Annotated in this window: 16 protein-coding genes; 11 read left to right on the top strand and 5 right to left on the bottom strand. The window is 63.3% G+C overall.

Features of this window, described 5'->3' with window-relative positions; translation table 11 throughout:
- Nucleotides 1-11 precede the first annotated feature (11 nt).
- Both ACKAMS_RS16135 and ACKAMS_RS16130 read left to right on the top strand, forming a co-directional pair.
- On the top strand, nt 12-1,331 hold the full coding sequence (locus ACKAMS_RS16135) for a lipase family protein (RefSeq protein ID WP_084326985.1): 1,320 nt from the start codon (nt 12-14) through the stop codon (nt 1,329-1,331).
- A 68-nt stretch (nt 1,332-1,399) separates the two neighbouring features.
- Nucleotides 1,400-2,071, top strand: a complete 672-nt coding sequence (locus tag ACKAMS_RS16130) for a DUF1345 domain-containing protein (protein WP_020908009.1) — start codon at nt 1,400-1,402, stop codon at nt 2,069-2,071.
- Nucleotides 2,072-2,075: 4 nt separating this feature from the next.
- Here the strand turns inward: ACKAMS_RS16130 and ACKAMS_RS16125 are convergent, their stop codons facing one another.
- Nucleotides 2,076-2,705: a LysE family transporter gene (locus ACKAMS_RS16125; protein WP_070796813.1), complete on the bottom strand. Its 630-nt coding sequence runs from the start codon at nt 2,703-2,705 to the stop codon at nt 2,076-2,078.
- A 110-nt stretch (nt 2,706-2,815) separates the two neighbouring features.
- On the opposite strand from ACKAMS_RS16125, the gene ACKAMS_RS16120 reads away from it, so the two are divergent.
- Complete coding sequence (locus ACKAMS_RS16120) at nt 2,816-3,472, top strand: nitroreductase family protein (RefSeq protein WP_003942413.1); 657 nt, start codon at nt 2,816-2,818, stop codon at nt 3,470-3,472.
- The gene (locus ACKAMS_RS16115; protein WP_408989241.1) at nt 3,466-4,089 is read left to right on the top strand and encodes a dihydrofolate reductase family protein; all 624 of its coding nucleotides are present in this window, start codon (nt 3,466-3,468) and stop codon (nt 4,087-4,089) included. Before ACKAMS_RS16120 ends, ACKAMS_RS16115 begins: the two co-directional genes overlap by 7 nt.
- Here ACKAMS_RS16115 and ACKAMS_RS16110 read toward each other — a convergent pair.
- Nucleotides 4,086-4,889, bottom strand: a complete 804-nt coding sequence (locus ACKAMS_RS16110; RefSeq protein WP_019748782.1) for a sulfite exporter TauE/SafE family protein — start codon at nt 4,887-4,889, stop codon at nt 4,086-4,088. The genes ACKAMS_RS16115 and ACKAMS_RS16110 overlap by 4 nt on opposite strands.
- A gap of 92 nt (nt 4,890-4,981) precedes the next feature.
- Here ACKAMS_RS16110 and ACKAMS_RS16105 point away from each other — a divergent pair, with 92 nt between their 5' ends.
- On the top strand, nt 4,982-5,785 hold the full coding sequence (locus tag ACKAMS_RS16105) for an AraC family transcriptional regulator (protein WP_408989240.1): 804 nt from the start codon (nt 4,982-4,984) through the stop codon (nt 5,783-5,785).
- Here ACKAMS_RS16105 and ACKAMS_RS16100 read toward each other — a convergent pair.
- The 3 genes from ACKAMS_RS16100 to ACKAMS_RS16090 all read right to left on the bottom strand — a co-directional run bounded on the left by ACKAMS_RS16100 (nt 5,763) and on the right by ACKAMS_RS16090 (nt 10,921).
- A complete protein-coding gene (locus ACKAMS_RS16100; RefSeq protein ID WP_003942394.1) occupies nt 5,763-6,212 on the bottom strand; it encodes a hypothetical protein in 450 nt (149 codons plus the stop codon). The two genes, ACKAMS_RS16105 and ACKAMS_RS16100, sit on opposite strands and share 23 nt — an antisense overlap.
- A gap of 45 nt (nt 6,213-6,257) precedes the next feature.
- Nucleotides 6,258-7,511, bottom strand: coding sequence for a glycoside hydrolase family 1 protein (locus ACKAMS_RS16095; RefSeq protein ID WP_021333662.1), 1,254 nt, complete (start codon nt 7,509-7,511; stop codon nt 6,258-6,260).
- A 140-nt stretch (nt 7,512-7,651) separates the two neighbouring features.
- Nucleotides 7,652-10,921, bottom strand: coding sequence for an arabinosyltransferase domain-containing protein (locus ACKAMS_RS16090; protein ID WP_408989239.1), 3,270 nt, complete (start codon nt 10,919-10,921; stop codon nt 7,652-7,654).
- 117 nt (nt 10,922-11,038) lie between these two features.
- Between ACKAMS_RS16090 and ACKAMS_RS16085 the strand changes: the two genes are divergently transcribed.
- The 6 genes from ACKAMS_RS16085 to ACKAMS_RS16060 all read left to right on the top strand — a co-directional run bounded on the left by ACKAMS_RS16085 (nt 11,039) and on the right by ACKAMS_RS16060 (nt 14,891).
- A complete protein-coding gene (locus tag ACKAMS_RS16085) occupies nt 11,039-11,374 on the top strand; it encodes a hypothetical protein (RefSeq protein ID WP_408989238.1) in 336 nt (111 codons plus the stop codon).
- Nucleotides 11,371-11,520 (top strand): hypothetical protein, encoded by a 150-nt coding sequence (locus ACKAMS_RS16080; RefSeq protein ID WP_408989237.1) that lies wholly within the window; start codon nt 11,371-11,373, stop codon nt 11,518-11,520. Before ACKAMS_RS16085 ends, ACKAMS_RS16080 begins: the two co-directional genes overlap by 4 nt.
- 152 nt (nt 11,521-11,672) lie before the next feature.
- Nucleotides 11,673-12,995, top strand: a complete 1,323-nt coding sequence (gene hisD / locus ACKAMS_RS16075) for a histidinol dehydrogenase (protein ID WP_020908000.1) — start codon at nt 11,673-11,675, stop codon at nt 12,993-12,995.
- Nucleotides 12,992-14,134, top strand: coding sequence for a histidinol-phosphate transaminase (locus ACKAMS_RS16070; RefSeq protein ID WP_046378665.1), 1,143 nt, complete (start codon nt 12,992-12,994; stop codon nt 14,132-14,134). The genes hisD and ACKAMS_RS16070 overlap by 4 nt, the downstream gene beginning before the upstream one ends.
- Nucleotides 14,131-14,745, top strand: a complete 615-nt coding sequence (hisB, locus tag ACKAMS_RS16065; protein ID WP_003942383.1) for an imidazoleglycerol-phosphate dehydratase HisB — start codon at nt 14,131-14,133, stop codon at nt 14,743-14,745. Before ACKAMS_RS16070 ends, hisB begins: the two co-directional genes overlap by 4 nt.
- Entirely contained in the window at nt 14,742-14,891 is a 150-nt protein-coding gene (locus ACKAMS_RS16060; RefSeq protein WP_007732248.1) for a hypothetical protein, read from the top strand. The genes hisB and ACKAMS_RS16060 overlap by 4 nt, the downstream gene beginning before the upstream one ends.
- Nucleotides 14,892-14,945 lie beyond the last annotated feature (54 nt).

Here is a 14,945-nt window from a genome sequence, read left to right as displayed (position 1 = left end):
GTTGGATTTCCATGAGCACCCGGAAGGTTGTCCTCGCGGCACTGAAGGTTTCGGCCGTTGCGGTATCGGCGCTGTTGTCGACCTCGCTACTGTTCACACCGGTATCGAACGCCGAACCTGTGAACGATTTCTACGACGCGATTCCGGGCGACGTCGGTGATCCGGGTTCGGTGATTCGGACGGAACCGCTGCCGCTGGCCGGTGCCGTTGGCGGAGTGCCTGGTGTGGGGACCCGGATCCTGTATTCGAGTACCGACACCCACGGATCCAATGTTGCTGTGTCGGGCTCGTACCTGGAGCCGGCCGCCCCGTGGTCAGGCGCGGGCCCGCGCCCGACGGTCGTGATCGGTCCGGGCACTCAGGGCCAAGGTGATCAGTGCGCGCCGTCGAGGATGTTCCCCACTGCCGGTCAACTCCGCCTGGCGGAACCCGGGAATCCGTCGAACTACGGTGCCGGTGTGGACAGTGTCGGTGTCAACTACGAGTCCGCATTTGCTTTCGCATTCCTAGCCCAGGGCGTTCGCGTGTTTGTCACCGACTACATCGGACTCGGAACACCCGGCATCCATACCTACGTCAATCGCGCCGAGGAAGCCCATGCGATGTTGGACGGTGCACGCGCTGCCCGAGCCTTGGCGAAGGCAGGAGAGGACGATCCGATAGCGCTGTGGGGCCATTCGCAGGGCGGCGGCGCCACTGCCGCTGCAACCGAACTGGCACCCGAATACGCGCCTGAGTTGAATCTGGTCGGGAGTTACGCGAGCGCGCCCCCGGCAGACCTGGCAAGCGTTCTGCGTCATATCGACGGTACCGGCCTGATGGCCGCGATCGGCTACACGATCAACGGCGTCCTCGACCGATATCCCGCCGCCCGAGAGCCGATCGAATCTCGACTCAACGACTACGGCCGGTCCGTGCTCGCCGACGTCGCCGGGCAATGCCTCATCGATTCCCGAACCAAGTACGGGAAGCAGTCGACGGCGTCGTGGACCACGGACGGCCGGCCACTTGCCGACGTGGTGGAATCGGTACCGGAGATCCAGCAGGTGATCGAGGAACAACGCATCGGGCGGCGAACCCCGGCCTCGCCGATTCTGGTCAACGGAGCGCTCAACGACGATTTCATCCCGTACGAGCAAACCCGGCGCCTGGTTCAGGACTGGTGCGCGCGCGGGGCCGAGGCGACGTTGTTCACCGACACCCTGCCTGCAGTGAATCCGGGGAGCGGTAACAATCACCTCGCGCCGGCCGTAGCGGACTTCGGTGTCGGATTGCAGTACGTGCTGGACAGATTCAACGGCAAGCCTTTGGTCGACACCTGCAACGCCTGACACGCCTGCTTCTCGATTACCTTGCGGCGTAACCACCGTCTCATTGCGAACGGTGGTTGACTGAGCCCGTGAACGATCGATCGCATGACCTTCCGATCAACCCGGTTCCGCGGAGTGAGCTGGGTGCCGGGCCAGCGCTGAGAGTGTCGACAGGTCTGGTGCTCGGTGTCGCTGCAGGCGTCGTCACGGCGTTGGTCGGCTACCCCCGGTTCGCTTTCCTGATCGGCTGGGATGTCGCGGCGATGGTGTTCACGGTGTGGACGTGGATTCTGGTCTGGCCCTTCGATGCGACGCTCACCGCGAGCCACGCAACGCGGGAAGAACCGGCTCGCAACGTCGCACACCTGCTGATTCTCGGCGCTGCCGTCGCGAGCCTGGTCGGTATCGCGTTCCTGCTCTTGGCGGCACCCGACGGACATCACTACCAAGTCGTGGCGGCATCGGTTGCAGTCGGCAGTGTCGTGATCTCGTGGCTGGCGGTCCACACGCTCTTCGCCCTCGGCTATGCGCGGCTGTACTACTCCGGCCCCGACGGCGGAATCGATTTCAATCAGGAAGAACCGCCGCGGTACAGCGATTTCGCCTACGTGGCCTACACAGTCGGGATGAGCTTCGCGATTTCCGACACCAACTTGAAGTCGTCGGACATGCGCGCGATGGCGCTCGGCCACGCATTGCTCTCGTACCTGTTCGGTTCGGTGATCGTGGCGTCCGTCGTCAACTTGATTGCAGGCCTGTGACCGATCAAGCCGCTGCACGTCCGATGCTCGAGAGGAAGCCGGCGGCTCCGAAGAACAGGCCGGCGAACACTCGATTGGTGGTTCTCTGCTGTTTGGGGGATCGCATCAAGGTGAGCACCCGTGCGGCCAGCCCGGTGTATCCGGTCATCACGATCACGTCGACTGCGCACATCGTGGCGGCGATGATCAGATACTGCGGAAGCAGCGGTGCCGACGGGTCCAGGAATTGTGGGAGCACTGCGAGCATGAAAACGACAGCCTTCGGGTTGCTCGCGTTCACGAGAAAACCGCGAAGCATCATCATCGGGCCTGAACTGCTCGCGGTTGCCTCGTCGGTCTCCACCTCGGTGGGCGCCGATCGCCACTGCCTGATTCCCAGGTAGACGAGGTATGCCACACCGAACCACTTGATCAAGGAAAAGGCCACGGTCGAACTGGCGAGAACTGCACCGACCCCGGCCGCGACAATTCCGATCTGCAGCAGCAATCCCAACTGCAGCCCGAAGATGTTCCAGTATCCGCGCCGCAAGCCGTAGGCAAGCCCTGACGACATCGACGCAATGGCGCCGGCCCCCGGTGACAGGCTGATCACCCAACTTGCTCCGAAGAACGCCAACCAGACGTGCCAACTCATGTCGAAAGTCCTTTGATCGGGGAATACTCCCGACAACCAGCACGCACGGGATCAGAAAAGTGTAGACGGACTGTCCTGCTCACTGCTCGCGACAGTGCAATGATCGGGAGATGACGTCGTATCCCGTACTCGACCTGACACCCGACGAATTACTGACCACAACGCGGACGGTTCGAAAGCGTCTGGATCTGACCCGTCCCGTGCCGTTGGACCTGGTGAAGGAATGCCTCCAGATCGCCCTGCAAGCGCCCTCCGGTTCGAATCGCCAGGGGTGGCAGTGGATGGTGGTGACCGATCCGGCACTGCGTGCAGCAGTCGGGCAGATCTACAAGGAAGTCACCGACGAGTACCTTGCTTCTCACGGTTCGGCGGCAAAACTCTTCGCCGATGATCCCGATCGCGCGCCGATCCAACAGCGAGTAGGCACCAGCGTCGCGTGGCTCGGTGAGCACATGGGCGAGGTGCCGGTTCTTCTCATTCCGTGCATCAAGGCGGGTAAGACGTTGCCGGAGGGGAACCAGGCCGGTCTGTGGGGTTCTCTACTCCCGGCCGCGTGGAGTTACGCTCTGGCCGCACGGGCACGTGGACTCGGTACGGCGTGGACGACATTGCACCTGCAGCGTGAAGCGGAAGTTGCCGAGCTGCTGGGTATTCCGGCCGGATTCCATCAGGCGGCGCTTATCCCGACGGCGTACTTCACCGGCGAGACGTTCAAACCCGCCGCCCGTGAACCGGTCGACAACGTGCTGCACGTGGACCGATGGTGAGCCTGATCTACTCGGCGATCTGCTCGATCGACGGGTATGTGGCTGATGAGCAGGGGAACTTCGACTGGGCGGTTCCCGACGCGCAGGTCCATTCGTTCGTCAACGAGCTCGAGAGGGGAGTCGGCACGTACCTGCTCGGGCGCCGGATGTACGAGACGATGCTTCCCTGGGAGACAATGATTCCCTGGGAGACAATGGCACACGAGGACCTTCAAGGTACTTCCGTGTCGGTAGGTTCTTCGGTGCCGGACGAGTTTGCCGGAATCGAGTCGGCGACAGTCGAGTTCGCTCAGATCTGGGGTGGCATCGATAAAATCGTGTACTCCACGACGCTGAACGAGGTGTCGACGGCGCGCACAACGATTGCCCGGGACTTCGACGCCGACGCCGTTCGTGCGCTCGAGAGCGAAGCGGTACAAGATATCTCGATCGGCGGGCCGACGATCGCTGCAAGTGCATTCGCGGCGGGGCTGGTCGATGAATGCCGACTGTTCGTCTGCCCGGTCAGCGTAGGAGGCGGATTGCCTGCCCTTCCGCGCGGGCGACTGGACCTGCGGCTGCTCGAAGAGAAAACCTTCGACGGCGGCGTCATCTATCTGCGGTACGCCGTCCGCTAAGCCGCGATCATCACCGCCGTGACTACTGCGAGTAGAGCGATGTAGGCGGCGGCATGGATCCGGTCCGGGATGGCGCCGACAATTCGCCGGCTCAGTGCAATCGCAGGTAGAGAGCCGGCCAGTAACGCGCAAACGGCGAGAAGGTCGATTGCGCCGACCCTGCCCGCTGACAGATCCGAGGCGGTGCTGTGCCCTGATGAGGCCGCGTACACCGCAGTCGCGACGACGGCGACAGGCAAGCTCAACGGGTTGGCGCTCGCGGCGGCGTCGGCCATCGGAACTCCGCCGCGACGCATCATCGGAACCGTCATGACGCTCCCGCCGACTCCGAGGAAACTTGCGACGGCGCCGATGCCTATCCCGACAGCGCGGACGCCGTGACGGTCAAGATGTTCTCGAGGTTCAGGTGGTGTCAGAAACCCCTGTCGCAGAAGGCTGTCGAGGATTGTGACCACGAGGTAGAGGACGAACAGAATTCGAACGGCGCCGTCGTCGACGTGACCTGCCGCAACCGCTCCGAGGCCTGCTCCGGCTGCGACGGGGCCGATCAGTGGTCTGATGTACTCCGCCCGAAGCCGTCCTGACTTCCTGAATGCGATTGTGGCACTGAGTGAATTGACCACCATCACTGCCGCCGAGGATGCGACGGCGACATGCATCGGATCGATGACGTCCGCCCGAAGTGTGGATGCAGCGTAAACGACTGGGACGGTGACAAACCCGCCACCGAATCCGAACAGAACGGTGGTGACTCCGGTCAAGGCGCCGAAAGCGAGAAGGATGAGGGCGTAGTGAAGCACTTGATGAACGGTAGCGATTTCTACGCTGGCGCACATTCGAAGGTTCGCCACGTTCCATTGTCAATCAGACACGGACTCGGTAGGTTCCTCCGGTGCGCAACATCTCGATCAACGACGTCGATCACTCACCTCGCGGTGTTCTCGCAATCGGAACCGACTACCCACCCGGTCACGTGCTGGCCGCCCACGAACATCGACGAGCCCAGTTTCTCTTCGCGGTGAACGGTGCGATGAACGTCGAAACCGATGACGGTGAGTGGACGGTTCTGCCGTCCAATGCGGTCATGATTCCCGCCGGTGTCGCTCATGCGGTGACGATAGACGGTGTCAGCACGCGAAGCCTCTACATCGAACCGTCCGCAGCGCCGTGGTTCCCGGTCAGGTGCCGAGTCGTCGCGGTGTCGTCGCTCCTGCGTGAGCTGCTCGTCGCTGCAGTCGACATGGATGTCGAGTTGAACGTGGAGGACGACTTCCCGGCACACGGACGCGGCGCCGCGGTATTTCAGCTGATCCTGCACGAACTTCGCGATCTTGCGCCCCTGCCTGTGGAACTTCCGCTGCCTCGGCACCCGGGATTGCGGGCGTTGTGCACGCGGTATCTCGCCGGCCCGTCGATCCACGACTCGCCCACGCGGTGGGCCGAGCAACTCCACATCAGTGAACGAACACTGCACCGCTTGCTGATCTCGGAAACGGGGATGAGCGCGTCGTCGTGGATGCAGCGTGCCTGCATTCTTCACTCGCTCCCGAAACTCTCTGCCGGTGCCAGTGTGACAGCCGTTGCGGCTGAACTCGGATACTCGACGCCGGCTGCCTTCGCAGCGATGTGCACCCGAGTCTCGGGTGCACCGCCCAGTAGCTATCGGGCGCGCGTCACGACACAGACACCGGGATGATGTCGGCGACGACGTCGTGGATGAGACCGTCACGGACTTCGAAGGTTTCACGAATCTCCACGGTCATGAGGCGAGTGCCACCGATTCCCGCGTCGAGCAGATAGGTGGTCGAGACGATGTCCCCGGCTTCCGACATCTCTAGGTCTCGTACGCCCTGGATAACGCGGTATTGGATACCGTTTTCGAGGTCGGCGGACATCTGTGGTCCGGAGAACCCCGTCTTGAGTCCGGCTTCGACGCGCGTCGCATCCGGGGCGAAATGAACATCGGAAACGTCATGGGAGACCAGGGCGTCGATGTAGGCGCGTGCTTGCGCCTCGCGGGGTGAATCGGCCGGGTTGGGGGCTGCTGTCGCAGCGCCTCCGGCAACCAGGATCAGGGCAGCCGTGGCAGCGGCAGTTCCGGCGATATTTCGCAGTGTTCGCATGGGACATCCTAACGACGAGGTGTGGAGGAATTCGGAAAACGGCCGTCATCGAGTAGCCGTACAACTGCGGGGAGGATCGACGAGCGAGCAGAAAGCCGGGGCCATGACGGGCACGTAGTCGGCTCCGACGCCGTTCTCGTGAATGATCCGGCGGTAGGTGTCGACGCCGTCGGTCGGGATTCGCGCTGCAGTGGGATCGCCGAGAACATCGACCGTGTAGAGGCCGAATCGAGGTCGGTACGAACCCCATTCGTAGTTGTCGGTGATGGACCAGTAGTTGTAGCCGATCACGTCGGCACCGTCTTCTCGGGCGCGTTCCATCCAATAGATGTGATCGCGTAGGTGATTCGAGCGTGTGTAACCGTCGGCGCGCGGCGCTCCGTTGTCGGTGGGCATGCCGTTCTCGACGATGTAGAGGGGGAGTTCTGGATACTTGCCCGAGTACCGCATCAATGCGTCGTAGAGGCCTTCGGGTTGTGGTGTGACGTTGTAGAACTCGTCGAGTGCGGCGTACGCGGCAGTCGGATTGTTCAGGGCCACACCGTAGTAGTAGTCGATCCCGAGAAAGTCGAGCTTGTCGCGCACCCGATCCGTGAATACCGAATCGATCGCCTCGGACACGCCGGGAATGAAGGAGAAATTACTGCTCACGCGGGCACCGGGATCGAGAACATGGATGCGGTCGTAGATCGCCCGGTGGACTCGGACCAATGAATCGAACATCGACGGTGCCTGGGTGAGTGCGATTCCGCCGTAGGTCAATTCACGCTGAACATACACAGTCGGCTCGTTGATCGTGATCCACAGCGCCCCGATTCCGGAGTACCGCTCGACTACCTTCTCTGCGTTGACCAGCCAATCGGCTTCCGTCTTCGGATTTGTCCAGCCGCCTTGATCGACAACCCATCCCGGATACACCCAGTGGTCGAGCGTGATCATCGGAGTCATGCCCCGCGCGCGGATGTGAGCCACCACGTCGTCGTAGTACGCGAATTCGGTCTCGTTCCAGCTCCCGGCGGCGGGCTGAACTCGCGCCCACTCGACGCCGAATCGGAAAACCTTCGATCCCAGATCGGCCGCCCGGTCGATGTCCTCGGCGTAGCGATGCCGGAAGTCGACCGAATCACCGATTTTGTCGTGCGTTCGTCCAGAATCGGAGTATCGAGACCAGTTGCTGTCCGGCGACGAACCTTCCGATTGGAATCCGGAGGTGGCAACGCCCCAGAGGAAGTCATCCGGTACCTCCGCTGAGGCGCGAGCGGGAAAGGCGAGCGCCCCGAGCAGGCACGTCAGTGCCATGAGTGCAGGCGTAATAGACCGTGACAGGGCTCCCATGCCTGGGAGACTAAGTCATACAAGTGTCCAGTCGCAGGCGTTTCGTCCGATCCGCCCGCGACTGGACCGTGTCACTCAGTGACCCAGCCTCTCAGAAATTCCGCTCAGAAAACCATGGTCATCGATCCCGGATTCCACGTCCCGGAGCGCTGAACGGTCGCTTCGTCGACCTGGGCAGGCACTGCACTCGGATCGATCGGTGTGTACTTCTCGATCGAACCCCAGTCGCGAGCCCAGTCGTTGTCGAGATACGACGGAATGGTCTGAGCGGTCAGGAGCAGATCGATCCACCCCAACGGTCCACCGCCGTAGTGGTCCTGCCAGGCACTGGTCACGAGCGCGCCGGAATGGTCGGGAAGGATCCGATACTCGGGGACCTCGGCGATACCGACCCGATGATCGAAGGGGCGTTGGCACGGGAATGCCAGTCCGACAGCCCAATCCAGCATGACGGGCGCCTGCGAACCGACGACGTCGTTGAGCTTCTGGGTATTCGGAACCCGCGGCGGGGTGACGGCCACCCATTGGTCGGGCTTGCTGTCGTAGTCGCTGACGACAAGTCGAATGCTGTTGGCTTCGACGGGAATCTGGTCCAGCGGCACACGCAGGTTCCGCCATGACGGTGCCGGACCGATGTCGAGGGGCGCGATCTTTCCGAGTGTTTCCACAGCGTCTGTTTCGGCATCGTCGACGCCACGCGCTGTTCCGTATTCGACCTCGACGTTCTGGCCGTAGGTGACGATTCCGTCCTTGTCGACCGACCGAACACGACCAGCGGTTGCAATCGAGATGATGTCTCCGCGTGTGGCGTTCTCGCCCACGTCGGGGAGTTGGTACCAGTCGCTGGTCAGCGTGCCGGGGGAGGGCTGACCGTAACTACCCATGACGGGTGTTGTCGCCGGGTCGAGACCGAACGGTAACGCGACCGAACTGCCGTTGACCCCGGTCTGTCCGGCGCCTCCGCCGGTTCCGGCCGAGTTACCGGCGGTGTCCTCGGAGGTGTCGACGGTGTTCGCGCCGCCGGTAGCCGTGGCTTCCTTGTCTGCTCGAAGGTCGGAGGCGACGCCATTCGGATCGAATCCTGTAGCCCCACCGGCGGAGAGTGCTGTGGCGACGCTGCCCGAGAGGGGCGTCAGCATCGAGGCGTTCGGATCGGTCTCGAGCAGAACGTCGTTGGCGAGTCCGCAGTGTTGGCCGAGAACGGCGTCGACGTTTGCACGGCCCACCGAATAGGCCGGGTATTGGGTGATCGCGCCCTTGGCCATGGACAGCACCTCGAAGAGGACCATGGCACCTGCGGCAATCGTCAGTGGCGAGATGGCAAGCAGTCGAGCGTGCTTCGCGGACGGTTCCTTCCCGGCGGTGTACGGCTCACGGAAGAAGTACCACGCGGCGACGCCGAGCATCAGCACCGTCAGCCCGAGGAGGACGGTGCTCGCGCCGAGTCCGCTGATGGACACCGGCTTGTCCCACCACGGAACGCTGTAGCTGGACACGTAGTAATAGCTGTTGCTGCCGGTGAATGCGACAGCCAGGAGAAACAGTACGGCTGCCGCGAAGAGGGCCCGATTGCGCGGCGAGCGCAGGAGTTTTGTACCCACGGCGACCGCCGTCATCATCGCCAGAACGGCGGCGAGTCCGGCAAAGATTCCGAAGTGGTGCGTCCACTTGGTCGGCGAGAACATCAGCAGTGGCAGTGCGCCGATCGTCAGCCCCACGACGCGGCGTGACGGACCGGCGGCCAAACCGGGAATCCGGCCGCCCTTGCGCAGCATCATCGCGGTGCAGACGCCAAGGCACAGAACCATGACGAACACACCGAATCTGCGAGTCAGAGAACCGTCGACGGAGATGTTGAAGAGGTATTGGTAGCGGAGGTACTCGTCGAACCAGGGCTGGTTCGGTGAGATCGAGTGGACGCGTTGCATCTCGATGACGGCGGCGAGGCTCTGATCGCCGAACGCGGGGATGAGGATCGACAGTCCGGCAGCTAGCAGTGGCCCGACGGCCGCGACGTAACCGGTGGTGCGGGCACGTTCGATGATGATGCGCATGATCGGGCGGATTCCGGCGATCAGTGCGGCGAAGCAGATGAGGCCGGAAGGCCCGGCGGTCAAGGTGAATCCGGCGATCAGAATCGCGACTGCGACCGGCAGAAGTCGTCTCGTCGCGACTGCGCGTTCGATCGAGCACCACGTCAGCAGGACGCCGAGAGCAACGATCGGTTCGGGGCGCAGTCCGTTGTTGAACGGAAGCCAGAACGCGAGGAAGACAAGCGCGCCGGTCCACAGGGCGAGCCGGTTTCCGCGAATTGCGGCTCCCAGTCGAGGCGCGACCTCGCGGCTGATGACGAGCCAGGTGATGATGCCTGCCAACAGAGCAGGCAGACGAACCCAGGGGCTTGCAGTGCTGACGTGCGCCAGGAGTCCGAGGATGTTGTAGTACGGCGTTCCGAACGGGGTCTCGGGGACCGCGAACCACCGGAAATAGTTGGACATGTAGCCCGATTGCTCGGAGGCCCTGGCCATCGTGAACTGGTAGCCGTCATCGGTGGTGGTAGCGCCGATGAAGTGCCACAGCACCAGAGTTCCGACGACGACGCCGTCGAGGACGGTGAACTTCCACCATCGGGCGGGCAGAAATTTGCGTGTGCCCCGGCCGTCGCGGTTGTCGAGGCGGTGCAGCGCGAAGAGGGACACGACAGCCGTGAGTGCCCCGAGAATCATGGCGAGAGTCTTGATCACCGACGGGCTCGACGTGAAGCGAGAGTCCGCCTCGATCGAGACGTTCAAACCGGCTGATGCCGAATCGAGGTCGCTGAAGACGCCGACTACCTGTGGTCGGCTGTCGCCCTCGATGACGCGCGGTTCGGAACCGGTGGCGCTGAAGGTGGTTCGGGTCGGCTCGGCGGCGAGCGTGAGTGCGCATCCAGTTTGCAGATCAGCAACGGGTGTCGAGAGCAGCACTTGATCGCGCAGGACAACGTCGACCCGAGCGGGAGCGTCGGCGGATTCGGGGGAGACAGTGGCAACAAATCCGTAGCGGCGCGCATCGGCGGCACCCGGGGGAGCCGTCGAGACGAGTGTTCCGCCGGTGGCGGCCAACTCGCTGATCGACGCGCACGGGATCGATGCCTCCATGCGCAGCGGTGTGTACGAGACCAATGGCGCCTCGACGCTTGTCGTCGACCCGGCCTGCGGCCAGTTGACGACGGCTGTGTCCTGCTCGATCGGCAGGAACGGCACTGATCCGCACAAAACTATGCCGAGGATCGATGCGACAATCGCAACGATCCGTGCTCGGTTCGGTCCGCTGGATCGCTGAGGGGTCGGCAAGGCCGGAGGTGCGGTCGTGGCCACGTCACTGTCTGTCACGACTTTGGACCCTAGCTGTGCGTGACGTGTTTGTTATAAAAGCGCGAGTAATGGGATGGTCGTGTTCCCGGTGCCGTTCCGCGGTGCGGGGGTTGTCGGCGATCGAGGCGGGGTGCTGTGCACGAAGTTCACGAGTCCATTTCGTTGAGCCCACTACTGCGGCGTTCGACGGCCTCATTGTGCGTCGTCCTCGGAATTGTCCTGGTGATTGTCTGCGGGTTCGCGGCGATCGTGGAACACGACCCGGCGGGCTACGTCGGCGCCGCGTTGTCCGCGGTCCTGTCCTTCGGGTTGGCCGCGTACATGTGGAAGGTGCGCGTGATCATCACCACAGACGTCGAACGAGTGTCGATCGCGCTGTCTCCGGGGCTGCGTCAGGTATTTCGGGGGACGAAGTTGTGTCTGCAACTGCAGTACATATCGGGATGGGCTCCGGAATCGGTTATCGAATGACCGGCCCAGGTATGCGGGTAATTCTCGCGTCACCCGGCGCCGGGGTCCGCTTTCGTCTGCACGACGGACGCGAAATCTCGGTGGCGACCGACCGAAGGGACGAGCTGATCGAACTCGCCCGGCGGCGGGCGCCGGACCTGCAGTGAGCGTCGCAGGTGGACCGGTGAAAAATGGGGTGCGCCTATCCTGGATAATTGACATCAGTTCTGTGTTTCAGGCGCATTGTTTCGGCCTGTAATGCCGGACCGGTTTGCTGCCGCTTGCACAGGCACCCCGTTTGCGTACGAGAGGAACTCTCATGCTTGCCCGCACCGACCTGCGTGGTCGTACCCCATCCACGGCCGAACTTCGCGCCGCGCTTCCCCGAGGTGGAGTGGATGTGGACGCGGTGCTGCATCAGGTTCGCCCGATGGTCGAAGCTGTTCGTGATCGCGGGGCAGAAGCCGCCCTCGAGTTCGGCGAGAAGTTCGACGGCGTTCGTCCGGCTTCGGTTCGTGTACCCGCAGCCGAGCTCGAGCGTGCACTTCGTGAACTCGACCCCGCAGTCAAGGAAGCACTCGAGGTTGCGATCGAGCGCACCCGCAAGGTGCACGCCGATCAGCGTCGCAAGGACACCGTCACCGAGGTCGTTCCGGGTGGCACGGTCACCGAGCGTTGGGTTCCGGTCGAGCGCGTCGGGCTGTACGTACCCGGCGGGAATGCCGTGTACCCGTCGAGCGTTGTCATGAACGTCGTGCCGGCTCAGACGGCCGGCGTCGGGTCGCTTGTTGTCGCCTCGCCGCCCCAAGCCGACTTCGGCGGATTGCCGCACCCGACCATTCTTGCCGCCGCAGCCATGCTCGGCGTCGACGAGGTGTGGGCCGTCGGCGGCGGGCAGGGAGTCGCCCTCCTTACCTACGGCGGAACCGACACCGATGGAACCGAGCTTGTCCCGGTCGACCTCATCACCGGTCCCGGCAACATTTATGTCACTGCCGCAAAGCGTCTGTGCCGCGGACTGGTCGGCATCGACGCGGAAGCCGGTCCCACCGAGATCGCGATCCTCGCCGACCACACCGCTGACCCGGTCCACGTTGCCGCCGACCTCATCAGTCAGGCCGAGCACGACGTGATGGCCGCCAGCGTTCTTGTCACGACCAGCGTCGAATTGGCCGACGCGGTCGACAAAGCTCTGGCTGCGCAGCTCGAGATCACCAAGCACCGCGAACGCGTCACCACGGCACTGACCGGCAGCCAGTCGGGCACGGTACTGGTTTCTGATGTTTCCGCTGGTCTGCGCGTCGTCAACGCTTATGCGGCCGAGCACCTCGAGATTCAGACCGAGGACGCAACCGGTGTCGCAGCTCAGGTCACCAGCGCTGGTGCCGTGTTCGTCGGCCCATGGGCGCCGGTCAGCCTCGGCGACTACTGCGCCGGCTCCAACCACGTTCTGCCGACGGCCGGGTGTGCACGTCACTCCTCCGGTCTGAGCGTGCAGACCTTCTTGCGTGGGATCCACGTGATCGACTACTCCGAGTCGGCTCTGAAAGACGTTGCCGGACACGTCATCACGCTCGCCAACGCGGAGGACCTGCCGGCTCACGGCGAGGCTGTGCGTCTACGATTCGAGGCTCTGCGATGAGTAGTGCTCCTGGAGAATCGATTTCGGTCGACGCCCTTCCGGTTCGCGAGAACCTGCGTGGAAAGTCGGCATACGGCGCACCGCAGTTGACGGTGCCGGTTCAGCTCAACACGAACGAGAACCCGCATCCGCCGACGCAGGCGCTCATCGACGATGTCGCCGAATCCGTGCGCGAAGCCGCGAAGGAACTGCACCGCTACCCCGACCGTGACGCTGTCGCGTTGCGGACGGATCTGGCGGCGTACCTGTCGAAGCAGACCGGGGTGCCGGTCACCGTCGACAATCTCTGGGCGGCAAACGGATCGAACGAGATTCTGCAGCAGTTGTTGCAGGCGTTCGCAGGTCCGGGGCGCAGCGCGATGGGTTTTGTGCCCTCGTACTCGATGCACCCGATCATCGCCGACGGTACCGATACCGAGTGGGTCGAGGTCTTCCGTCGGGACGATTTCGCACTCGACGTGGATGCTGCCGTCACAGTGATCGAGGAGCGTCGACCGGACGTCGTGTTCGTGACCAGCCCCAACAACCCGACCGGACACAGCGTCGGTATTGCGGAACTGCGACGCATTCTCGACGTGGCGCCGGGCATCGTGATCGTCGACGAGGCGTACGCGGAGTTCTCCGCTGCCCCCAGCGCGATGACGCTGATCGACGAGTTCCCGGCCAAGCTGGTTGTCACCCGCACCATGAGCAAGGCGTTCGCGTTTGCCGGTGGCCGACTCGGCTACCTCGCCGCAGCTCCCGCATTCATCGACGCACTGTTGTTGGTGCGCTTGCCATATCACCTCTCGGTGGTCACGCAAGCTGCGGCACGTGCCGCACTGCGTCACGCCGACGAGACCCTCGGCAGTGTCCACGCCTTGTCTGCCGAGCGTGATCGGGTGTCGAAGGCGCTGGCGGACACCGGTTTCCGAGTGATTCCCAGTGACGCGAACTTCATCTTGTTCGGTCAGTTCACCGACAGTGCACAGGCGTGGAAGGAATACCTCGACCGCGGGGTTCTCATCCGCGACATCGGCATCCCCGGATACCTGCGGGCCACAGTGGGACTCGAAGCCGAGAACGACGCGTTCATCAAGGCCAGTGACGAAATCGCAGGCACCCAGCTGGTCGACACGAATTCAGGAGAGACGGCATGAGCGATCGCATCGCGCGGATCGAACGAACAACTCGGGAATCAAGCATCGTCGTCGAACTGAATCTGGACGGGACCGGCATCGTCGACGTCTCCACCGGCGTTCCGTTCTTCGACCACATGCTCAATGCCTTGGGTACGCACGCCAGCTTCGATCTCGACGTCAAGGCGAAGGGTGACGTCGAGATCGACGCTCACCACACCGTCGAGGACACCGCGATCGTTTTCGGCCAGGCGCTCGGCCAGGCTCTCGGCGACAAGAAGGGCATCCGTCGTTTCGGCGACGCTTTCATCCCGATGGACGAAACGCTGGCGCACGCGTCGGTCGACGTCTCCGGTCGCCCTTACTGCGTGCACACCGGTGAGCCCGACTACATGGTGCATTCCGTCATCGGCGGGTACCCGGGCGTTCCGTATCACGCGGTGATCAACCGCCACGTGTTCGAGTCGATCGCATTGAATGCACGTATCGCACTGCACGTTCGGGTTCTGTACGGCCGCGATCAGCATCACATCACCGAAGCCGAGTACAAGGCCGTTGCGCGCGCTCTGCGTGAGGCGGTCGAGCCGGATCCGCGCGTGAGTGGCGTGCCGTCGACGAAGGGCACACTGTGAGCGTCCTCTTCACCTACCTGCTGTTCATCGGCGCGGGTATTGCCGTGGGCGGCGCCTACTCGATGTTCAAGGTCAACAAGCTTGCGTCGGGAATCCTTCTGGCGTTGGCGGTTCTGGCGGCGGTAGCGGGCGCACTGCGTCTGTGACGCGAAAAGTGACTGTGTCTGAGACGCAAGATCCTGCTCCATCGCCGGGGTTGC

The organism is Rhodococcus sp. 5A-K4, assembly GCF_046097995.1.
GTDB lineage: Bacteria > Actinomycetota > Actinomycetes > Mycobacteriales > Mycobacteriaceae > Rhodococcus_F > Rhodococcus_F erythropolis.
This window is presented reverse-complemented; position numbering and strand designations above follow the sequence as displayed.

Coding starts and splice junctions, on each gene's coding strand:
- ACKAMS_RS16135 (WP_084326985.1), top strand. CDS start 12: ATGAGCACCCGGAAGGTTGTCCTCGCGGCACTGAAGGTTTCGGCCGTT.
- ACKAMS_RS16125 (WP_070796813.1), bottom strand. CDS start 2,705: ATGAGTTGGCACGTCTGGTTGGCGTTCTTCGGAGCAAGTTGGGTGATC.
- ACKAMS_RS16120 (WP_003942413.1), top strand. CDS start 2,816: ATGACGTCGTATCCCGTACTCGACCTGACACCCGACGAATTACTGACC.
- ACKAMS_RS16115 (WP_408989241.1), top strand. CDS start 3,466: ATGGTGAGCCTGATCTACTCGGCGATCTGCTCGATCGACGGGTATGTG.
- ACKAMS_RS16100 (WP_003942394.1), bottom strand. CDS start 6,212: ATGCGAACACTGCGAAATATCGCCGGAACTGCCGCTGCCACGGCTGCC.
- ACKAMS_RS16095 (WP_021333662.1), bottom strand. CDS start 7,511: ATGGCACTGACGTGCCTGCTCGGGGCGCTCGCCTTTCCCGCTCGCGCC.
- ACKAMS_RS16080 (WP_408989237.1), top strand. CDS start 11,371: ATGACCGGCCCAGGTATGCGGGTAATTCTCGCGTCACCCGGCGCCGGG.
- hisD (WP_020908000.1), top strand. CDS start 11,673: ATGCTTGCCCGCACCGACCTGCGTGGTCGTACCCCATCCACGGCCGAA.
- ACKAMS_RS16070 (WP_046378665.1), top strand. CDS start 12,992: ATGAGTAGTGCTCCTGGAGAATCGATTTCGGTCGACGCCCTTCCGGTT.
- hisB (WP_003942383.1), top strand. CDS start 14,131: ATGAGCGATCGCATCGCGCGGATCGAACGAACAACTCGGGAATCAAGC.